At 73.1% G+C, this 21016-nt stretch carries 17 protein-coding genes; 10 read left to right on the top strand and 7 right to left on the bottom strand.

The window, feature by feature from the left end:
• Nucleotides 1-131: 131 nt before the first annotated feature.
• Both ACIA6T_RS31890 and ACIA6T_RS31885 read right to left on the bottom strand, forming a co-directional pair.
• On the bottom strand, nucleotides 132-797 hold the full coding sequence (locus tag ACIA6T_RS31890; RefSeq protein WP_399450014.1) for a response regulator: 666 nt from the start codon (nucleotides 795-797) through the stop codon (nucleotides 132-134).
• 69 nt (nucleotides 798-866) lie between these two features.
• On the bottom strand, nucleotides 867-2459 hold the full coding sequence (locus ACIA6T_RS31885; protein WP_399449993.1) for a sensor histidine kinase: 1593 nt from the start codon (nucleotides 2457-2459) through the stop codon (nucleotides 867-869).
• Nucleotides 2460-3088: 629 nt separating this feature from the next.
• On the opposite strand from ACIA6T_RS31885, the gene rsgA reads away from it, so the two are divergent.
• From rsgA to ACIA6T_RS31870, 3 genes are all read left to right on the top strand, one after another.
• On the top strand, nucleotides 3089-4186 hold the full coding sequence (gene rsgA / locus ACIA6T_RS31880) for a ribosome small subunit-dependent GTPase A (protein WP_399449992.1): 1098 nt from the start codon (nucleotides 3089-3091) through the stop codon (nucleotides 4184-4186).
• 61 nt (nucleotides 4187-4247) lie between these two features.
• Nucleotides 4248-5618 (top strand): DNA-3-methyladenine glycosylase 2 family protein, encoded by a 1371-nt coding sequence (locus ACIA6T_RS31875; RefSeq protein ID WP_399449991.1) that lies wholly within the window; start codon nucleotides 4248-4250, stop codon nucleotides 5616-5618.
• A 2-nt stretch (nucleotides 5619-5620) separates the two neighbouring features.
• A complete protein-coding gene (locus ACIA6T_RS31870) occupies nucleotides 5621-6118 on the top strand; it encodes a methylated-DNA--[protein]-cysteine S-methyltransferase (RefSeq protein WP_399449990.1) in 498 nt (165 codons plus the stop codon).
• Between the two features lie 9 nt (nucleotides 6119-6127).
• On the opposite strand, the gene ACIA6T_RS31865 is transcribed toward ACIA6T_RS31870, so the two are convergent.
• On the bottom strand, nucleotides 6128-6610 hold the full coding sequence (locus ACIA6T_RS31865) for a DUF456 domain-containing protein (RefSeq protein WP_399449989.1): 483 nt from the start codon (nucleotides 6608-6610) through the stop codon (nucleotides 6128-6130).
• Nucleotides 6611-6760: 150 nt separating this feature from the next.
• Between ACIA6T_RS31865 and ACIA6T_RS31860 the strand changes: the two genes are divergently transcribed.
• The 3 genes from ACIA6T_RS31860 (at nucleotide 6761) to ACIA6T_RS31850 (ending at nucleotide 10629) form a co-directional block, all read left to right on the top strand.
• A complete protein-coding gene (locus ACIA6T_RS31860; protein ID WP_399449988.1) occupies nucleotides 6761-8251 on the top strand; it encodes a protein phosphatase 2C domain-containing protein in 1491 nt (496 codons plus the stop codon).
• Nucleotides 8252-8317: 66 nt separating this feature from the next.
• Nucleotides 8318-10060, top strand: a complete 1743-nt coding sequence (locus tag ACIA6T_RS31855) for a pyruvate dehydrogenase (protein ID WP_399449987.1) — start codon at nucleotides 8318-8320, stop codon at nucleotides 10058-10060.
• Between the two features lie 167 nt (nucleotides 10061-10227).
• Nucleotides 10228-10629, top strand: a complete 402-nt coding sequence (locus tag ACIA6T_RS31850) for an ATP-binding protein (RefSeq protein ID WP_399449986.1) — start codon at nucleotides 10228-10230, stop codon at nucleotides 10627-10629.
• A 37-nt stretch (nucleotides 10630-10666) separates the two neighbouring features.
• On the opposite strand, the gene ACIA6T_RS31845 is transcribed toward ACIA6T_RS31850, so the two are convergent.
• Both ACIA6T_RS31845 and ACIA6T_RS31840 read right to left on the bottom strand, forming a co-directional pair.
• Nucleotides 10667-11710, bottom strand: a complete 1044-nt coding sequence (locus tag ACIA6T_RS31845) for a DUF2637 domain-containing protein (protein WP_399449985.1) — start codon at nucleotides 11708-11710, stop codon at nucleotides 10667-10669.
• Between the two features lie 303 nt (nucleotides 11711-12013).
• A complete protein-coding gene (locus ACIA6T_RS31840) occupies nucleotides 12014-12874 on the bottom strand; it encodes a (2Fe-2S)-binding protein (protein WP_399449984.1) in 861 nt (286 codons plus the stop codon).
• Between the two features lie 167 nt (nucleotides 12875-13041).
• Between ACIA6T_RS31840 and ACIA6T_RS31835 the strand changes: the two genes are divergently transcribed.
• The gene (locus ACIA6T_RS31835) at nucleotides 13042-13875 is read left to right on the top strand and encodes a GntR family transcriptional regulator (RefSeq protein ID WP_399449983.1); all 834 of its coding nucleotides are present in this window, start codon (nucleotides 13042-13044) and stop codon (nucleotides 13873-13875) included.
• Nucleotides 13876-14075: 200 nt separating this feature from the next.
• On the opposite strand, the gene ACIA6T_RS31830 is transcribed toward ACIA6T_RS31835, so the two are convergent.
• Entirely contained in the window at nucleotides 14076-14837 is a 762-nt protein-coding gene (locus ACIA6T_RS31830) for a hypothetical protein (protein WP_399450013.1), read from the bottom strand.
• A gap of 160 nt (nucleotides 14838-14997) precedes the next feature.
• Nucleotides 14998-16686, bottom strand: a complete 1689-nt coding sequence (locus tag ACIA6T_RS31825; RefSeq protein WP_399449982.1) for a PucR family transcriptional regulator — start codon at nucleotides 16684-16686, stop codon at nucleotides 14998-15000.
• Between the two features lie 344 nt (nucleotides 16687-17030).
• Here ACIA6T_RS31825 and ACIA6T_RS31820 point away from each other — a divergent pair, with 344 nt between their 5' ends.
• From ACIA6T_RS31820 to pucD, 3 genes are read left to right on the top strand one after another with little or no spacing between them, the layout of a single operon-like run.
• Nucleotides 17031-17921, top strand: a complete 891-nt coding sequence (locus ACIA6T_RS31820) for an FAD binding domain-containing protein (RefSeq protein ID WP_399449981.1) — start codon at nucleotides 17031-17033, stop codon at nucleotides 17919-17921.
• Nucleotides 17921-18493 carry a (2Fe-2S)-binding protein gene (locus ACIA6T_RS31815; RefSeq protein ID WP_399449980.1) on the top strand — a complete coding sequence of 191 codons (573 nt, stop codon included), beginning with the start codon at nucleotides 17921-17923 and terminating at the stop codon, nucleotides 18491-18493. Before ACIA6T_RS31820 ends, ACIA6T_RS31815 begins: the two co-directional genes overlap by 1 nt.
• A gap of 2 nt (nucleotides 18494-18495) precedes the next feature.
• Nucleotides 18496-20883 carry a xanthine dehydrogenase subunit D gene (pucD, locus tag ACIA6T_RS31810; protein WP_399449978.1) on the top strand — a complete coding sequence of 796 codons (2388 nt, stop codon included), beginning with the start codon at nucleotides 18496-18498 and terminating at the stop codon, nucleotides 20881-20883.
• Nucleotides 20884-21016: the final 133 nt, after the last annotated feature.

The raw sequence follows: 21016 nt of genomic DNA, 5'->3' as shown, positions 1-21016 counted from the left end.
GCAGGTCGGGGCGTACGGGGCGCCGGACCACCGGGAATCCCCCGTCGCGGTGGTCGGCGCCCCGGTTCTTTTTCCTTCTCCGTTCCCGCCGTGGTACCCCGGGCACCGAAGCGCCCGGGGTACGACGCGTGTCACGCGTCCCGGTCGGTCACGAGCCCGGCCTCGTACGCGATGATCGCGGCCTGCACCCGGTTGCGCACGCCCAGCGCGGTGAAGATGGCGCTGACGTAGCTCTTGACGGTGCCCTCCACGACGTGGAGCCGCTTGCCGATGTCGGCGTTGGACAGGCCCCTGCCCACCAGCGCGAGCACCTCCTGCTCCCGATCGGTCAGCGCGCTCACCCGTTGCTGCGCGGCGACGGCGCGCGACTCGGCCTGGCGTCCGGAGCCGCGGTTGAGCTCGGCGATGACCCGCTCGGCGACCTTCGCCGACAGGTAGGAGGCACCGGCCGCCGCGGCGTGCACACCAGTCAACAGCTCCCGCGGGTCACCGGACTTGAGCATGAAACCACTGGCGCCGTCGCCCAGCGCCTGGGCCACGTACGAGTCCTCGGAGAACGTGGTCAGCACGAGCACCGAGGTCTGCGGCACCTGCCGCTTGATCTCGGCGGTGGCGGCGAGCCCGTCCATGACGGGCATACGGATGTCCATGAGCACCACGTCGGGCCGGTGCTCCAGCGTCAGGGCAATGGCCTCGCGCCCGTCGGCCGCCTCGGCGACCACGTTGATCCCGGGATCGGTGGCCAGGATGGCCTTCACCCCCGCGCGGATCATCGCTTCGTCATCGGCCAGTACCAGGGTGATGGGAGTGATGGTCTTCTCCTCTTCGAGTTCGAGTTCGAGTTCGAGCGCAGGCGGGGGAGGGAGTCAGCCGTTGTCCACGGGGGCCCGGGACTCGGCGGTGATGACGTCCTTGGCCACGAGGCGCCCTTGGACGAAACAGAGCCGGTAGACGTCGACACGGACGAAGAGCGCGTCACTGGAACGGTAGTAGCTGCAGGACGCGCCGGACGGGACGGGCAGTTCCTCGGACGGCGGATCGTTCATGTCGTTGTCCGGGAGGACGCGGTTGACCTCGGCCGCGGGCTGCCCGACCCGGAGGCCGGTGAAGTCCTCCTCGGACAGCGTGGTGGACGCCGACAGGTACGCGTAGTAGCCGATCATCCCCACGACGAGCAGGACGAACAGGCCGAACGGCAGCGACACCGCGGTGATGAAGCGCCGGCGCACATGCGTGGTGGCGTCGGCGAGACCGTCCTCCGTCGCCCCGGCCTCCGGTGGCAGCCACGCGGGGTCCTCGTCGGGCCTGATCGCCTCGGGCACCCGGGGCAGCCGGGCGGTCACCTCGAAGCCGCCGTCCGGCAGCGGAGCGGCGTGCAGCCGTCCGCCGGCCAGCCGCGCCCGCTCCTGGAGCCCGATCAGCCCGCGCCGCCCGCTCGGCCGGTCGTCCGCCGGCGGTTGCTGCGGCGGAGCGTTGCGCACGGTCACCCTGACCCCGGTCGCCCCGTACTCCAGACGCACGGTCACGGCGGCACCGGGGGCGTGCTTGACCGCGTTGGTCAGCGACTCCTGCACCACCCGGTACAGCGCCTTGTCCGTCATGGCGGGCAACGGCTCCGGCTCGCCCACGTGTTCCAGACCCACCTGCACGCCGGACGCCCGGGTCCGGTCGATCAGCGTGCCGATGCCGGACTGCGAGGGATCCAGCGGGGAATCCGTGTCGTCCTCGCGCAGGACACCGATGATCTCACGCAGGTGCTCCATCGCCCGCGCGGTGCTCTCCCGCAGCTCACCGGCCGCGTTCCGGAAGCTCTCGTCCACGCCGGGGGCGACCTGGAGCGCACCGGCGCGCAGGGCGATCAGGCTGAGTTCGTGGCCCAGCGAGTCGTGCATGTCCTCGGCGATCCGGGTCCGCTCCCGCAGCCGGGCCTGGTCGACCAGGATGCGCTGCTGCAACTCCATCTGGTGGGCGTGTTCCCAGCCCGCGAGTTGCAGTTCGTGCCGCTGCTGCCAGTAGCGGCCCACCAGCCACGGCAGCAGACACGCGAAGATCAGCACGGTCAGCAGGAGGAACCACACCGGCAGCGACAGGTGGACCACGACCGCGAGCACCGAGCCGACGACGATCGTGCCGCCGACCGCCGGCAGCACCGCCGCGATGGGCACCGGGAGCCGCCCCAGCATGAAGCTGATGACGAAGACGGCGGGCAGATACGGGGAGAGGACCGTGGACCCCAGGTCGTTGTCCAGCGTGCCGAGGGTCCACCACAGGGCCAGGCACAGCACGAACGAGACCAGGGGCCGGTCCCGGTGCAGCGCGACGGCGGCACCGGTGACCACGGCCCCGATCAGGATCTGCCACCACATGTTCAGGCCGTCCGGGAAACCCGAGGACAGCAGCAGGGCCGGGACGTTGAGCGCGACCCAGACGAACAGTGCCGGGACCAGAGAGCGTTCCACGGGCCGCTTCTGTTCGACGGGGGGAGCGCCGGGCCGGACAGGGGCGGGGACGGTGACTGATCCTTTCACGACGACAAGGCTAATTACTTTGGACAGCCGTTGGTACTGACGAAGGTCATCGAGCCGCCGAGAGCGGCCCGCACCGGGCCGGTCGCCTCCTCCACGCAGCCAGGGATCGGGACGGTCCGGACTCGCCAGGAACCGGCGGTGCTCCGCCGGCACTCGTCCGGCCTGCGTTCAGGGTCCTCCCGCGGGACGGGGCGAGGTCAGCACGCCGTACGGGCGCAGGCGGCCGGGCCCGTACGGGGAGCCGGCGGGTCCACGCCGAGCGTGCCGCGCACCGGCCGCGGGCAGTGCGGCCCCGCCCCACCGAGGTGCCGCGCCGAAAAATCGCTGGTGCGTCGTCGGGTCGGGCGGCTAGGGTCGTGCTCGTTCCCGCGGCTGTTCCGTGCCGCCGCTGTTCGCTGCGTGTGACCTGGAGGTGTTGACCGATGGCTGTCGTTGCGTTGGGCGCTGCCCGCATCCGGAAGTTCGTCAAGTCCACCTCTGTGGCCGCCGGCTGACCTCACCTGTTTCTTTCCGTGTCCAAGGACGCGGTGCCGGGGCCACCCACCTGAAGGGTCACCCCCTTGAACTCCACTTCCACCCCCGTCTCCTCCGCGCTCGCCCCCTACGGCTGGGACGACGCCTGGGCGGACGAGTTCGCCCCCTACGACGCGGAAGGGCTGCTGCCCGGCCGTGTGATCCGGGTCGACCGCGGCCAGTGCGACGTCGTCACCGCCGGCGGCACCCTGCGCGCCGACACCGCCTTCGTCACCCCGCACGACCCCCTGCGGGTCGTCTGCACGGGCGACTGGGTCGCCGTCGAACCCGGAGGGAACCCCCGCTACGTACGCGCGTACCTGCCACGCCGTACCGCCTTCGTGCGCTCCACCTCCTCCAAGCGGTCCGAGGGGCAGATCCTCGCCGCCAACGTCGACCACGCCGTCGTCGCCGTCTCCCTCGCCGCCGAACTCGACCTGGCCCGGATCGAACGCTTCCTCGCGCTCGCCTGGGAGTCCGGGGCGCAGCCGGTGGTCGTCCTCACCAAGGCCGACCTGGTGCCGGACGCGGTGACCCGGGCGCACCTCGTCCAGGACGTGGAGATCAGCGCGCCGGGCGTACCGGTGCTCACCGTCAGCGCCAGGGACGGGGACGGGCTCGACGTCCTCACCGCGATCACGGCCGGCGGCACGTCGGTGCTGCTCGGGCAGTCCGGCGCCGGCAAGTCCACCCTGGCCAACGCGCTCCTCGGCGAGGACGTGATGGACGTCCAGGCCATCCGGGACGTCGACGGCAAGGGACGCCACACCACGACCACCCGCAACCTGCTGGCGCTGCCCGGCGGGGGAGTCCTCATCGACACACCGGGCCTCAGGGGCGTCGGCCTGTGGGACGCCTCCACCGGCGTCGGTCAGGTGTTCGCCGAGATCGAGGAGCTCGCCGAGCGCTGCCGGTTCCAGGACTGCGCCCACGAGAGCGAACCGGGCTGTGCCGTCCTCGACGCCATCGAGACCGGTGACCTGCCGCAGCGCCGTCTGGAGAGCTACCGCAAGCTGCTCCGGGAGAACCAGTACGTCGTCGCCAAGACCGACGCCAGGCTCCGCGCGGAGATCCGCAAGGACTGGAAGCGCAAGGGCGCCATCGGCAGGGCGGCGATGGAGGCCAAGCGGGGCCGCCTGCGGTAGCGGCACCTCCATGTCCGATTTCCGCCAGCCGGGGCTCCCCGGCCGGCGGAGACTGGACGGTATGAAGGACGAGGACAGCAGGTACGAGGCGGTGCGCAGCCGGGACGCCCGGTTCGACGGGGCGTTCTTCTTCGCCGTGGAGACGACCGGCATCTACTGCCGGCCCAGCTGCCCCGCCGTCACCCCGAAGCGGCGCAACGTGCGGTTCTTCGCGACCGCCGCCGCCGCGCAGGGGTCCGGGTTCCGTGCCTGCCGGCGCTGCCGCCCGGACGCCGTGCCCGGCTCCGCCGAGTGGAACGTGCGGGCCGACGTCGTCGGCCGGGCCATGCGGATGATCGCCGACGGCGTCGTCGACCGCGAGGGCGTCGCCGGGCTCGCCGCACGGCTCGGCTACAGCGCCCGCCAGGTGCAGCGCCAGCTCACCGGCGAGCTCGGCGCCGGGCCCGTCGCGCTCGCCCGCGCCCAGCGGGCGCACGCCGCGCGCGTACTCCTGCAGACCACCGGGCTGCCGGTCACCGAGATCGCCTTCGCCGCCGGATTCGCCAGCGTGCGGCAGTTCAACGACACCGTACGGGCCGTGTACGCCACCACCCCCAGCGAACTGCGCGCCTCCGCGCCCCACCGGGGCCGGGCACGCACCGCCACCCCGTCCGCCGGAATCCCCCTGCGGCTCGCCCACCGCGGCCCTTACCGGGCGGAACCCGTCTTCGACCTGCTGGAACGCGAGGCCGTCCCCGGCGTCGAGGACATGAGCGGCACCCCGGGCACCCGCACCTACCGGCGGACGCTCCGCCTGCCCTACGGCACGGGCATCGCCGCCGTCGACGAGCCACGCGGCCGGCCCGGCGGCTGGCTCGACGCCCGCGTCCACCTCACCGACCCCCGCGACCTGACCACCGCCGTACAACGCCTGCGACGGCTGTTCGACCTGGACGCCGACCCGTACGCCGTCGACGAACGACTCGGTGCCGACACCCGCCTCGCCCCACTGGTCGCCGCCCGGCCCGGACTGCGCTCACCGGGAGCAGCCGACCCGGACGAACTGGCGGTGCGCGCGCTGGTGGGCCGCGACGAGGCCGCACGGCTCGTCCAGCGGTACGGCAAGCGGCTCGACGCCCCCTGCGGCACCCTCACCCACCTGTTCCCCGAAGCCGCCGTCCTCGCCGGGGCCGAGCCCGACGGCACCCTGGGCGCGCTCACCGCCGCCCTCGCCGACGGCACCGTACGCCTCGGACCCGGCGCCGACCGGGACGAAGCCCGGACCGCCCTGGCCGCCGTCCCCGGCCTCGACGCCCGTACGATCGCCGGGATCCGCACCCGCGCGCTCGGCGACCCGGACGTGGCCCCGCCCGGATCCGGCCTTCCCGAAAGCTGGCGCCCCTGGCGCTCGTACGCCCTGAACCACCTGCGCGCCGCAGGGGAGTTGGAGTAACCATGACGACCACGACCACCTACTGGACGCGTGTGGACAGCCCCGTCGGACCGCTGCTGCTCACCGCCGCCCCGACCGGCGAGCTGACCTCGCTGTCCGTGCCCGGACAGAAGGGCGGGCGCACGCCCGCGGACGACTGGCGGCGGGACACCGGACCGTTCCGCGAGGCCGAGCGGCAGCTCACCGCGTACTTCGCCGGCGACCTCAAGGAGTTCCGGCTGGCCGTGAGCGCCACCGGCACCCCGTTCCGGGAGAAGGTGTGGGCCGCGCTCGACGACGTCCCCTACGGGAAGACCGTCTCCTACGGCGAGATCGCGGCCCGGATCGGCGCCCCGAGGGCCGCCGTACGGGCCGTCGGCGGCGCGATCGGCGCGAACCCGCTGCTCATCGTCCGCCCCTGCCACCGGGTGATCGGCGCCGACGGCTCGCTGACCGGATACGCCGGCGGGCTGGAGCGCAAGGTGCGGCTGCTCACCCACGAGGGCGTGCCGCTGCCGTGAGCCGGGGGCTCAGCCCCAGAGCACCGCGCCCAGCCACGCCGCCGTGATCAACTGGCAGGTGAACAGCTCCGTCAGCACGCTCCAGCCCCCCGAGCGCAGCGCCGTGCGCAGCGCCGCGACCGCCTCGCCGTGGCGGCCGAGGCGCAGCCGTTCGAAGACGTAGATCCCGGCGAGAAAGCCCGGAACCGCGCCGATCACGGGCAGCAGCACGAAACCCAGGAACGAGCCGCAGCCCGCGTACGCCAGCATCCGGGCGTCGTCGCCGGCCGCCCGCAGCCGGCGCGGCGGCAGCATCCAGCGCACCACCTGGGACAGCAACAGCACGACGGTCGCCCCCACGCACACCCACCACGCGACGGGCCGCGGATCCTTCAGCGCCCACCACAGGACCCCGGCCCACACCAGCCACGACCCGGGCACCCCTGGCAGCAGCACTCCGTACAGTCCGAGCAGGAGCACCAGTCCGGCGAGCAGGAGGTCCCACGCTCCCATCCTTCCAGGGTGCGGGAGTCCGGGGAGCGGCGCAGGACGGGAACGGGCCGCGGCGCCCCCTGTCGCACAGCCGTCCCGGGTGTGGTGCGGGACGGGGGATTTTCCCGATGCCCCGTTTCCATCCGGCCCGCGCGGTGGACAATCGGTGACATGAGCCAGCAGGGGGGAAGGCCCACCGGTCCGGAGGACGACTGGTGGGGGCAGCTGTACGACGACGCCACCGATGACACGGGCCCCGTACCGGCGCCCGATTCCCTGGACGACCGCTTCGCCTCGGCGTCCGGCACACTGAACGCGGACGGTCCCGCGGCGGCGGGTGGTTCCGTTCCGGCGGGTGGTCCCGCGCCGGTGGGTGGCCTTGCCCCGGACGGCTTACGTTCCACGCCGACGGTCCCGGATCCCCGCCCGGCCCCCGACACGTCGGCGGGCCTCCCGCCACGACCCGCCGACGCCCCGCCCCGCGCCCCCTGGGGACCCCCGCCCGCCGCGTCCGCGTTCCCCCCGCCCGAGCCGCACCCGTCGCCGCCCCCGGCCTCCCCCACCTCCGGCACGGCCTACGGCCCCTGGACCCCCGCCACCGCGCCCCCGCCACCACCCACGGCCCCACCGGTCCCGGAGTCCGCGGACGGCTCCGCCCCCCGGCCCTCCCGCCTCGGACCACTCCCGGACCCGCTCCCGTCCCGCGCCCACGTGGGATCCCGGCCGCCCACCTACGACCCCGAGCCCACCGCCCTCCCGCCGGCCGACCCCGACGAACTGGACGGCCTGGTCCCGGACACCGTGCTGGACGGGGCCCGCTACGGGGCCTGCACCCTGCGCGCCGCCTCCGTGCGCGGGGACTCCGCGCGCTACCGGGGCGAACCCCGCCGCGACGCCCTGCTGACCGCCCGGTTCGGAACGGGGCAGCGGGCCCTCGTCCTCGTGGCGCTGGCGACCGGCGCCCGGAGCGCGCCCGGCGCCCACCGGGCCGCCGCCGAGGCCTGCCGGTGGATCGGCGAGGCGGTGGGCCGCAGCCACGCCCGTCTCGTCGACGACATCAGGGCCGCCCGGCGCGGCGACCTCAAGTCCGGCCTGCACCGCCTCACCGACCGCAGCCTCGGCAGGCTCCGCGCCGCCGCGGCCGAGCAGGGCCTCGAACCCGACGCCCACACGGCCACCCTGCGCTGCCTCCTGCTGCCCGCCGACCCCGAGTGCCGCACCCGGGTCTTCTTCGGCGTCGGCCCCGGCGGACTGTTCCGGCTGCGGAACGGCGCGTGGCAGGACATCGAACCCGAGGTCACCGAGGCCAAGGGCGAACCCGTGGTCGGTTTCGGCTCGCCGCCCGCCGAGACCCCCGACGGTGACCGCCTCACCATGGACCTGGGCATCCCCACACCCCCGAGCCCGTACGAGCCCGCCCCCGGACCGCCCCGCGAGCCCTTCCGCTTCCGCACCTCCATAGCCCGCCCGGGTGACACCCTGCTGATGTGCGGGACCGGCCTCGCCGACCCCCTGCGCGGCGAGCGGGAGCTCCGCGCCCACCTCGCCGACCGGTGGTCCCGCCCCGGGCCGCCCGGCCTCGCCGCGTTCCTCGCCGACACCCAGGTGAGGGTCAAGGGGTACGCGGACGACCGTACGGCCGTCGCCGTTTGGGAGGCGTGAGCGCGCGCCGTGTGAATTCATGGAACCCGTCAGGCATCTTCGACACCCGAGGGGCAGACGGAAGCCATGGCCAAACAGAACGTAGCGGAGCAGTTCGTCGACATCCTCACCCGCGCGGGGGTCAAACGTCTCTACGGCGTCGTCGGCGACAGCCTCAACCCCGTCGTCGACGCCGTGCGCCGCAACTCCGCCATCGACTGGATCCACGTACGGCACGAGGAGACCGCCGCCTTCGCCGCCGGCGCCGAGGCCCAGATCACCGGCAGACTGGGCGCCTGCGCCGGCTCCTGCGGGCCCGGCAACCTCCACCTCATCAACGGCCTGTACGACGCCCACCGCTCCATGGCCCCGGTCCTCGCCCTCGCCTCCCACATCCCGTCCAGCGAGATCGGCCTCGGCTACTTCCAGGAGACCCATCCCGACCAGCTGTTCCGCGAGTGCAGCCACTACAGCGAGATGATCTCCAGCCCGCAGCAGATGCCCCGGCTGCTGCAGACCGCCATCCAGCACGCCGTCGGCCGCTCCGGCGTCAGCGTCGTCACCCTCCCGGGTGACATCGCCGACCACGCCGCCCCCGAGAAGCCCCTGGAGACCGCGCTCGTCACCTCCCGGCCCACGGTCCGCCCCGGCGACGCCGAGATCGACCGGCTCGTCGACATGATCGACGAGGCGGAGAAGGTCACGCTGTTCTGCGGCGCCGGCACCAAGGGCGCGCACGCCGAGGTCATGGAGTTCGCCCAGAAGACCAAGTCCCCGGTCGGGCACGCCCTGCGCGGCAAGGAGTGGATCCAGTACGACAACCCGTACGACGTCGGTATGAGCGGACTGCTCGGCTACGGCGCCGCCTACGAGGCCACCCACGAGTGCGACCTGCTGATCCTGCTCGGCACCGACTTCCCGTACAACGCCTTCCTGCCCGACGACGTGAGGATCGTCCAGGTCGACGTGCGGCCCGAGAACCTCGGCCGGCGCTCCAGGCTGGACCTCGCGGTGTGGGGCGACGTGAAGGAGACGCTGCGCTGTCTGACGCCGCGGGTCCGCACCAAGGACAGCCGGAAGTTCCTCGACCGGATGCTGAAGAAGCACGCGGACGCGCTGGAGGGGGTGGTGAAGGCGTACACGCGGAAGGTGGAAAAGCATGTGCCGATCCACCCCGAGTACGTGGCGTCCGTACTGGACGAGATGGCCGACGACGACGCCGTGTTCACCGTCGACACCGGCATGTGCAACGTCTGGGCGGCCCGCTACATCTCGCCCAACGGCCGCCGCCGGGTGATCGGTTCCTTCTCCCACGGCTCGATGGCGAACGCGCTGCCGATGGCGATCGGGGCGCAGTTCACCGACCGGGGCCGGCAGGTCGTGTCGATGTCCGGCGACGGCGGGTTCACCATGATGATGGGGGACTTCCTCACCCTGGTGCAGTACGACCTGCCGGTGAAGGTGATCCTGTTCAACAACTCCTCGCTGAGCATGGTCGAGTTGGAGATGCTGGTCGCCGGGCTGCCCTCGCACGGCACCGCCATGAAGAACCCCGATTTCGCCGCCGTCGCCCGCGCGTGCGGCGCCCACGGGGTGCGGGTGGAGAAGCCGAAGGAGCTCGCCGGGGCGCTGAAGTCCGCGTTCAGGCACAAGGGTCCGGCCCTCGTCGACATCGTCACCGACCCCAACGCGCTGTCCATCCCGCCGAGGATCAGCAAGGAGATGGTGACCGGTTTCGCCCTGTCCGCCTCCAAGATGGTGCTGGACGGCGGGGTCGGCCGGATGGTGCAGATGGCCCGCTCCAACCTGCGCAACGTACCCCGGCCGTGAGGCAGGACGGCCCCGTGCGCGCGTGTGTCCATCTGCGTGGCCGTCGCACTTCGGCCAACTACCGTTCGTGACCGTCCGGCATGACTGGCGGGTGGCCGACCGGGCAAGGATTCCCGTGAAGGTGTTCGAGTACAGGGGGAATCGACATCGGCACGCGGGCGGGGGCCATGAAGAGTCAGGCTTCGGCGGATCGGCTGAGGCGCACACTGGGGCGTGCGGATCTGCGGGCTGTGCCCGAGTCCCGCAGGGCGTTGCGGGAACTGCTCAGACACTGGGGGACACCGGAGCGCTCCGAGGTCGCGGAACTGCTCACCAGTGAGCTCGTCACCAACGCGCTCGTCCACACCGGCTACGAGGCGGTCCTCACGGTCACCGTCGGGCCGCGTGGATTACGGGTGGAGGTAAGGGACTTCGTGGACGGCGGACCCCGGCCGCGGGTGCCGAGCGTGGACGACGGCACGCACGGGAGGGGCCTGGTGCTGGTCGAGTCCCTCGCCGACGGATGGGGCGTCAGGAAGCACCGGGTGGGCAAGTCCGTCTGGTTCGAACTCGACGCGGACGCGGCCTGAAGGGTGCGGTCCGCACCCTTCAGGCCGCGTCGGGGCGTCAGCCGAACTGCTGCTCCAGGTCCTTGAGCTTGCGCTCCAGGGAGTCCAGGCGCGGCAGGGCCTGGGTGTCGTCCTCGGCGGTGAGGTCGACGGTCTTCGGGTCAGCGCCGGTGCGTACCGGCTGCAGGGAGGGACGCGCGCGGACGGGCAGGGCCTCCGGCGCCGGTATGGCAGGCTCCGCGGAGACCATGTCGGAGTCGCGCTCCACCGTGGGCGCCTCCAGTTCGCGTCCGCCGCCCCGGCCCACGAAACCGCGGTGGCCACGGCTGATCGCCTTCAGCCGGGCCCGCTCCACGCGCTGCTGGTCCCGCCTGCGCTGCTTCGCCGTCTCCTTGCGGGCCTTGTCCTCGCGTACTTCCTCGACCGCCTCGTCGAGGCTGCGCACGTTCTCCAGCAGCATCAGCGACCAGGCCCCGTACGTCTCCCGGGGGGCGCGCAGCCAGCGGACGATACGGATCTGCGGCAACGGGCGCGGCACCAGGCCCTGTTCGCGCAGGGCGGCCCGGCGGGTCTGCTTCAGCGCGCGGTCGAACAGGACCGCCGCCGACAGGGACATGCCCGCGAAGAAGTGCGGGGCGCCATCGTGTCCGAGGCCCCGGGGAGCGTGCACCCAGTTGAACCAGGCCGCCGCGAAGGCGAACGTCCACACCAGTATCCGCGAGCCGAGGGCCGCGTCACCGTGGCTGGCCTCGCGCACGGCGAGCACCGAGCAGAACATCGCCGCGCCGTCCAGGCCGAAGGGGACGAGGTACTGCCAGCCGCCGGACAGGCCGAGGTTCTGTTCGCCGAAGCCGACCAGGCCGTGGAAGGAGAGCGCGGCGGCCACCGCCGCACAGCAGAACAGCAGGACGTAGGAGACGGTGCCGTAGAGGGCCTCCTTGCGCCTGCGTCGTTCCTCGCTGCGCTCCCACGAGTCGTCCGCGCTCGTGCTCTTGACCGAGGAGCGCTTCCCGCGCGCCAGCACCGCCACCGCCGTCAGCATGCCCAGGAGCAGTACGGCGCCCGGAAGCAGCCAGTTCAGCGATATGTCGGTCAGTCTCATCTAGGGGTCCCTTGCATTGGGATAGGGCGTAACGCCCGCCATAGTGGCCCAACTCCATTGGCCCTCAGGGGGTTTCGGGGCAAGAGGCCGCCAAGGAGGTGCGAGGGGGGTGCCCAGGGCGGCGTTCTGCTCGAACTGCCGCGTGAAGGGCAGGAGTTGAGTTCGAATAAGACTACCCGTACGGGTGGTTCCACGGAAAGTTCCCGTGACGGGTGGGGGAATTGTGAATCCCCCGTGACCTCTGCGGCCCGCTGACCGGATGATCTTACGCGCCGGGCGGGGGTGCCGGCGCCCGGCGCGGCGTCAACTCGCCTGCGCGACCAGTTCGGGGGCCCGCTTCCCGGTCCCTCCGGTGGCGCAGGTGCGCGGGCAGGTGGCGCAGATGTCCGCGGGGCGCAGGGTGTAGAACATGCAGCAGCTCACCCGGTCCCGGGTGACGGGTGCCGGCTCCCCGTCGGGCCCGGTCGGCCGGCGGAAGGCCGCCGCGCCGACGTACGGCTTGGTCGCGCCCGGCAGCAGCAGCTCCAGCTCCCGCAGTCCCCGCTCCTCCTCGCCGAGCAGCTGGGAGACGTACCGCAGGCTCTCGACGATCTCGTCGGTCGCCATGCCCCACAGGGCCCGGCCGCGACGCCGCATCCGGGGGCCGAAGCCGTTCAGCACGGGTTCGAGGTGCTGGGCGACCGCCGTGCGCACCTCCGCCCGCAGCGCGTCCTCGTCGGGCACCACGCGGGCACCGGGCAGCGCGGCGGCGGGGTCGCCGGGCAGGCAGGCGAAGCCGTCGGGCCGTACGGCCATGCGGCCCACGGCGAGGCCGGCGGCGGTGCGGTCGAACGAGACGTGCGTCACGGGGTAGTACGGCACGCGGCGGTGCAGGAACCACGGCACGGTGATCAGCAGGCAGGCGGGCCAGGCGTAGCGGTGCAGGCCGAAGCTGGCGATCACGTCCGGGCGGCCCTGCTGCCCGTAGTCCCGCAGCACCTGGGTGTCGTCCCAGGTGAGGAAATGCTCCAGCTCGGACCCGCCCTCGGCGAGACCGGACGCGGCGACCCAGCCGCCGCCCGTGGGTGCCGCCTCGCCGGTGCCGAGTTCGGTGACGGCCAGGGCGGGGAGGGCCTCCGCCAGGCGGGCGTACGCGTCCGCGACGGCCGAACCGGGCACGGGCATGGGACCACCCCTTCACGTCTTGGGAAGCAGGGCAATAAAGGTAAGGCTCACCTTACCGAACATCGTGGCGATGTGAACCGGTGCCCCCGTGCGCTTAGGGTGCTTGACGGACAGGTGACAACCCGCCGTAATGACCTCAAGTACCGAAACGTCCGCAGGAGGACCTTGTGAAGCAGGGCACGCAGGGGTCCGCCGTGACGGGGGACGCGGTGACCGGGCCCGCCGCCATGGGGCGGTTCCGGGTTCCCGTCCAGCCGGCGGCGCAGGACGCGGAGCCGGAACGTGATCGGCGTGACCGGCCGGGCTGCGCCGAGGGGGGTGCCGCGCGCGGTGAGCACACGCACGGCGAAACCGCCCTTCCGCGGCCCCGGGCCGTCGTCCGGCGGTCCTCCGTGCGCGGGCAGGTCCTCGACGCCCTGCGCACCGCGCTGGTGACGGGCGATCTGCTGCCCGGTGAGGTGTACTCGGCCCCTGCGCTGGCGGAGCGGTTCGGGGTTTCCGCGACGCCGGTCCGGGAGGCGATGCAGCAGCTCACGCTGGAGGGTGCGGTCGAGGTCGTGCCCAACCGGGGGTTCCGGGTCGTCGAGCGGGGGGCGCGGGAGCTGGCCGAGCTCGCCGAGATCCGGGCGTTGATCGAGGTGCCGGTGATGATGCGGCTGGCGCGGACGGTGTCCGTCGAGCGGTGGGCCGAGTTGCGGCCGCTGGCGGAGGCCACGGTTCGGGCGGCGTCGTCCGGGTGCCGGGCCACGTACGCGGAGGCCGATCGGGCCTTTCACCGGGCGGTGCTCGCGCTCGCGGGCAACGAGCAGCTGGTCCGCATCGCCGAGGATCTGCACCGGCGTGCGCAGTGGCCCCTGGTGGGGGGTGCTCCCGGTGGCCGCGGGCGGGCGGAGCTGGTGGCTGACGCCCATGAGCACACGGCCCTGCTGGACGCGTTGATCGCGGGGGATTTCGATGTGGTGCGGTCGCTGGTGGGGGAGCATTTCAACGGGGCGGTGTGAGCGCACGGGGTTGGTGCGCCCCCGCCGCCCCTTCCCGTCCCGTCCCCGGGGGCTGCGCCCCCGGACCCCCTTCGGCCCTGAACGGGCCTCGTCCTCAAACGCCGGACGGGCTGTCTCCAGCCCCTCCGGCGTTTGAGGAGCGGGGTCCGGGGCGGAGCCCCGGGTTCGGGACGGGAAGGGGCGGCGGGGGCGAGAAACCCCTACGCCGTGGCAGCCCCCGGCGGCGCCAGTTGGCGGGCGAGCCACGTGGGAACGCCTCCCAGGAGGCGGAAGAGGCGACGGGCCTCCTCACGGAGGCGGGAGGCCTCCGGCTCGGTCTCCGTGTCGGCGAGGGAGACCAGGGCGGGGGCCGTACCGACGAGGTAGCCCAACTCCTCGCGGATGCGGAGGGATTCGGCGAAGCCGTGCCGGGCTTCGGCCAACTCGCCTTCGCGCAGCGCCAGTCCGGCCAGATGGCGCCAGGTGGACGACAGCAGCAGCGGGTCGGCGTGTGCGGTGGCGCCCGCGTGGGCGCGGCGGTACGCGGCCCGTGCCGCCTGCGGCGACCGGGTGAGGTTCTCGGCGATCAGGCCGCGCCGGAAGTCCAGCAGGGCCCGCCCCACCGCTCCAGGAGCGATCAGCGCCGCCGCCCGGCCGAGCGCGGCCCGCGCCTCGTCCGCCCGGTCGCGTACGGCGAACAGGGTGGCGGCGTAGGCCAAGTACCCGCGTTCACAAGCGGCCGCCCCCCGCTCGTCGTCCGTGTGCGCCAGCGCCTCGGCCGTGCGCAGCGCGTCCTCGGCCTCCCCCCACCCCGCCTCGGTGTACAGGCACCGCTCCACCAGCAGCGACGCCCGCTGCAGCGCCGTGTCGGGGCCGGCGGGTTCGAGCAGGGCGGCGGCGTCGGCCCAGCAGGCGCGGGAGCGCAGGCGCCACACCGCCGTCTGGAGGGGATCGTCATCGGCGGTCGTTCCGTCACCGGACATGGCGGTATGCGCCACGTTGCCCTCCCCGAGCACGCCATCGAGCTGTTGAGTGGTGGCCGCATCTCAGCACGAACCACCGGGCCCGGCCAAGAGGGTGGGTGAAGGATTTCACAAAGTCCTGGATCACGGGCCCGAATCGCGGGCCCGGGTCCGGACGGGTTCAGCTCATCCGCAGCGCGAGGAAGAAGTCCAGCTTGTCCTCCAGCCGGGACAGGTCACGGCCCGTCAGCTGTTCGATGCGGCCGACGCGGTAGCGCAGCGTGTTGACGTGCAGGTGGAGACGGGACGCGCAGCGGGTCCAGGAACCGTCGCAGTCGAGGAACGCCTCCAGGGTGGGGATCAGCTCGGCGCGGTGCCGGCGGTCGTAGTCCCGCAGCGGGTCGAGGAGGCGGGCGGTGAAGGCACGCCGTACGTCGTCGGGGACGAAGGGCAGCAGCAGGACGTGCGAGGCCAGCTCCTGGTGGCCGGCCGCGCAGACCCGGCCCTGGCGGGCCGCGGCCACGCGCCGGGCGTGCCGCGCCTCCTCCAGCGCCCCGCGCAGCCCCTCCGCCGAGTGCACGGCGGCGGAGACGCCGAGGGTGAGCCGGCCGTCGTCGCCGAGCCCGGCGGTGAGCGGGTCGCGCACGGACGCGAGGAGCGCGTCGGCGTGGATCCCCGTACCGGAGTCGTCGTGCCCGCCGGTCACCGAGGGCAGCGGTACGAGGGCGATCGCCTCGTCGCCGGTGTGGGCCACCGCGATGCGGTCGGAGTGCTCGGGCCCCGTCGACGCCGGGTCGACCAGGATCTCCTCCAGCAGCGCCTGGGCCACCGGCCCGCCGTCGACCTCCCCGCCGTCCCAGTCGACGCGGGCCACCACGACCTGCCAGTGCGGCGCGGTCCCGAGCCCGGGCAGCAGCACCGGCGCGGCCACCCGCAGCCGCGCCGCGATCTCGGCGGGCGCGGCGCCGGTCTGCACCAGCTCCAGCACCTCCTGCGCGAGCCGCCGCCGCACCGTGCGCGCCGCGTCCCTGCGGTCCCGCTCGACGGCGATCAGCTGGGTGACGCCGTGCAGCAGGTCCAGCCGCTCCCCGGCCCAGTCCCCGGCGTCCGCCTCGACCGCCAGCACCCAGTCCGACAGCACCGTCTCGCGCACGTCGCGCGACGTCGGCGCGGAACGCCCGCCGCCGCGCACCGGGAAGAGGCTGTACGTCGTCTGGCCCAGCGCGACCCGGTGCGGGCCGGGCCGGCCGCTGCGGGAGGCCGCGAGCTGCTCCGCGGCGAGCCGTGCGCACACGTCGGCGGGCAGCGCCGGCTCCGCCTCCCGCGCCCCGGCGGCCTTCGAGCCCGCGATCAGCCGGCCGGTGGGCGACAGCAGCCAGGCCCGCAGGTCCAGGTCGGAACCGAGCAGGTCCAGTACGACCTCGGGGCCGCCGCCCGCCGGACCGGAGGTCATCATCCGCCGGTGCCGGTCCACCACGGCCGCCAGGTCCCCGGCGCGCTCGCCGGACACCTGCCGCACGACGTGCTCGGTGATGGTCGCGAAGGCCACCGACTCGTGCACCGCGAACAGCGGCAGCCGGTGCCGTGCGCAGGCCACGACCAGGTCGTCCGGCACGTCGCCCAGCTCCGCCGTACCGGCCGCGACGGCGGCCACCCCGGCCTGCGCCAGGATCCGTACGAACGGTTCGGAGTCCGCCGCGTCCCGGCGCCAGGCCAGGCCCGTGAGCACCAGTTCCCCGCCGGAGAGATAGCGGCTGGGGTCCCGCAGATCGGTGGTCATCACCCCGCGCACACCGCGTTCCAGCTCGTCCTCGCCGCAGAGCAGCTTCAGGCCCAGCGCGTCGGTGTCCAGCAGTGCGCGCAGCCGCATTCTCGTCTCCGTCGTTTCTTGTCTCGATGGCTGTGGTGGCCCGTGGGGGGATCTTCCGGAGAGGGCCCGTCGGGTGGCTGATCAGCGGTGTCGGCCGTGTCCTGGACCGTGTCCCCTGTTTCCGGAGGAAGGTGGGGAGGTTACAGAGGGCCTCCGTTCATACGAATCTACAAGATGCCTGCGCTGGCCAGCCAACTCCTTCATGGTTTCCGTGACTGACCCCCGCGGAGCGCGCGGCGGTGTACTGGCCGCACTCCGAGTGAACCGCACAGGAACGAGCCGGGCCCGCCGCACACGGATTGGCTTGATCCGTACGCCCCACGAGACGAAGAAGAGAGCCGGTCATGGACTTCCTTCGCCCCGCCAGCTGGGAGGAGGCGCTCGCCGCGAAGGCCGAGCACCCCGCCGCTGTGCCGATCGCGGGTGGCACCGACGTGATGGTCGAGATCAACTTCGACCACCGCCGGCCCGAGTACCTGATGGACCTGAACCGCGTCGGTGACCTGTACGAGTGGGAGGTCGGCGAGGACAGCGTACGGCTCGGCGCCTCCGTCCCGTATTCGAAGATCATGGAGCACCTGCGCGCCGAGCTGCCGGGCCTCGCCCTCGCCTCCCACACGGTCGCCTCCCCGCAGATCCGCAACCGCGGCGGCGTCGGCGGCAACCTCGGTACCGCCTCCCCGGCCGGCGACGCCCACCCGGCGCTGCTCGCCGCCGGCGCCGAGGTCGAGGCCGAGTCGGTGCGCGGGTCGCGCCGCATCCCCATCGACGCGTTCTACACCGGCGTGAAGCGCAACGCGCTGGCGCCCGACGAGCTGATCCGCGCCGTCCACATCAAGAAGGCCGACGGCCCCCAGCAGTACTCCAAGGTCGGCACCCGCAACGCCATGGTCATCGCCGTGTGCGCCTTCGGCCTTGCCCTGCACCCCGGGACGCGGACGGTGCGGACGGGAATCGGCTCGGCCGCTCCCACCCCCGTCCGGGCGCGGGCCGCCGAGGAGTTCCTGAACGCGGCGCTGGAGGAGGGCGGCTTCTGGGACAACGGGAAGATCATCACACCGTCCGTCGCCAAGCGGTTCGCGGACCTGTGCGCCGGCGCCTGCAACCCGATCGACGACGTGCGCGGCACTGCGGGCTACCGCCGGCACGCGGTCGGTGTCATGGCCCGCCGCACCCTGACCTGGACCTGGGAGTCGTACCGCGGCGCCCGCCGCACCACGGAGGGAGCCGCGTAATGCGCATCGACTTCACCGTCAACGGACGCCCCCAGGAGGCCGACGACGTCTGGGAGGGCGAGTCCCTGCTGTACGTGCTGCGCGAGCGGCTCGGCCTGCCCGGTTCCAAGAACGCCTGCGAGCAGGGCGAGTGCGGATCGTGCACCGTCCGCCTCGACGGCGTGCCCGTGTGCTCCTGCCTCGTCGCCGCCGGTCAGGTCCAGGGGCGCGAGGTCGTCACCGTGGAGGGCCTGGCGGACTTCGCCGAGCAGCGCTCCCGCGGTACCGGCACGTGCGGCACCTCACTGGACGAGGCCAAGGGCCGGCAGGCCGGGGGCACCGACTCGCGGACCGGCGAGGGCGGCGGACTCTCCCCGGTCCAGCAGGCGTTCATCGACGCCGGCGCCGTCCAGTGCGGGTTCTGCACGCCGGGTCTGCTGGTCGCCGCCGACGAGATGCTGGAGCGCGACCCCGACCCGACCGACGCGGACATCCGTGAGGCCCTGTCGGGCAACCTGTGCCGCTGCACCGGCTACGAGAAGATCATGGACGCGGTCCGCCTGGCCGCCGCCCGCCAGTCCGAGGGGGTCTGAGCATGCCGACGAACGGTGTTCCCACCAAGATCACGCAGGGCTCGGGCACCAAGGGCGGCATCGGCGAGTCCACCCTCCGCCCGGACGGCACCCTCAAGGTCACCGGCGAGTTCGCGTACTCCTCCGACATGTGGCACGAGGACATGTTGTGGGGCCACATCCTGCGCTCCACCGTCGCCCACGCCGAGATCGTGTCGATCGACACCGGTGAGGCCCTCGCCACCCCCGGCGTCCACGCCGTGATGACGTACGACGACCTGCCGACCGACGTGAAGAACTACGGCCTGGAGATCCAGGACACCCCCGTCCTCGCGCACGGCAAGGTCCGCCACCACGGCGAACCGGTCGCGATCGTCGCCGCCGACCACCCGGAGACCGCCCGCCGCGCCGCCGCCAGGATCAAGGTCGACTACCGCGACCTCCCCGTCATCACCGACGAGGCCTCCGCCACCGCACCCGACGCGGTCCTCGTCCACGAGAACCGCGACGACCACCACAGCGGCCACGTCCCGCACCCCAACATCGTCCACCGCCAGCCCATCGTGCGCGGCGACGTGGACGCGGCCCGGCGCCGCGCGGACGTGATCGTCGAGGGCGAGTACACCTTCGGCATGCAGGACCAGGCCTTCCTCGGCCCCGAGTCCGGCCTCGCCGTGCCCGAGGAGGACGGCGGCGTCCACCTCTACATCGCCACCCAGTGGCTCCACTCCGACCTGCGCCAGATCGCCCCCGTCCTCGGCCTGCCCGAGGACAGGGTACGGATGACCCTGGCCGGCGTAGGCGGCGCGTTCGGCGGACGCGAGGACCTGTCGATGCAGATCCACGCCTGCCTGCTCGCCCTGCGCACCGGCAGGCCCGTCAAGATCGTCTACAACCGCTTCGAGTCCTTCTTCGGCCACGTCCACCGCCACCCGGCCAAGCTCTTCTACGAGCACGGCGCCACCCGCGACGGCAAGCTGACCCACGTCAAGTGCCGCATCGTCCTCGACGGCGGCGCGTACGCCTCCGCCTCCCCGGCCGTGGTCGGCAACGCCTCCTCGCTCGGCGTCGGACCGTACGTCGTCGACGACGTCGACATCGAGGCCGTCGCCCTCTACACCAACAACCCGCCCTGCGGCGCCATGCGCGGCTTCGGCGCGGTCCAGGCGTGCTTCGCGTACGAGGCGCAGATGGACAAGCTGGCGGCGCGGCTCGGCATCGACCCGGTGGAGCTGCGGCAGCGCAACGCCATGGAGCAGGGCACGCTCATGCCCACCGGGCAGCCCGTCGACTCCCCGGCACCGGTCGCCGAACTCCTGCGCCGCGTCAAGGCGATGCCCATGCCGCCGGAGCGCCAGTGGGAGTCCAGCGAGGGCGCCGACGTGCGCCAGCTCCCGGGCGGCCTGTCCAACACCACCCACGGCGAAGGTGTCGTACGGGGTGTCGGCTACGCGGTCGGCATCAAGAACGTCGGCTTCTCCGAGGGCTTCGACGACTACTCCACCGCGCGGGTGCGGATGGAGGTGGTCGGCGGGGAGCCGGTCGCCACCGTGCACACCGCGATGGCGGAGGTCGGCCAGGGCGGTGTCACCGTCCACGCGCAGATCGCCCGCACCGAGCTGGGCGTCGGCCAGGTGACCATCCACCCGGCCGACACCCGGGTGGGGTCGGCCGGCTCGACCTCCGCGTCGAGGCAGACGTACGTCACCGGCGGCGCGGTCAGGAACGCCTGCGAACTGGTCCGTGAGCGGGTGCTGGAACTCGGCCGGCGCAGGTTCGGGCCGTACCACCCGGCCTGGGCGAGTGCCGAACTCCTGCTGGAGGGCGGCAAGGTCGTCACCGACGGCGGCGAGGTCCTCGCCGACCTGGTGGACGTCCTCGGCGACGAGGCCGTCGAGGTCGAGGAGGAGTGGCGGCACCGGCCGACCGAACCCTTCGACCTGCGCACCGGCCAGGGCAACGGCCACGTCCAGTACTCCTTCGCCGCGCACCGCGCCGTCGTCGAGGTCGACACCGAACTCGGTCTGGTGAAGGTCGTCGAACTGGCCTGCGCGCAGGACGTCGGCAAGGCGCTCAACCCGCTGTCCGTCATCGGCCAGATCCAGGGTGGCACCACCCAGGGCCTGGGCGTGGCGGTCATGGAGGAGATCGTCGTCGACCCGAGGACCGCGAAGGTACGCAACCCGTCCTTCACGGACTACCTCATCCCCACCATCCTCGACACCCCGACCATCCCCGTCGACGTCCTGGAACTCGCCGACGACCACGCCCCCTACGGCCTGCGGGGCGTCGGCGAGGCCCCCACCCTGTCCTCGACTCCCGCTGTCCTGGCAGCCATCCGCGACGCCACGGGCCTGGAATTGAACAGAACCCCGGTCCGTCCGGAACACCTCACCACCGGGACCTCGTGACCCCCTGTGCCACTGCGGGCAGTCGTGCCTCCCCCAGTGCCTGAAGGGCCTGGGAGGTGCCCCCAGCGGCACGGGTGGGCGGTGGGGGCACCTCCCGATCGAGAGCCGGCCGGGCGTGCGCCGGCCGCCGTTC

Source organism: Streptomyces sp. NPDC051740 (genome assembly GCF_044453165.1).
Lineage (GTDB): Bacteria > Actinomycetota > Actinomycetes > Streptomycetales > Streptomycetaceae > Streptomyces > Streptomyces atrovirens.
The sequence above is the reverse complement of the archived record's forward strand: the minus strand, read 5'-3'. Positions and strand labels throughout refer to the sequence as shown.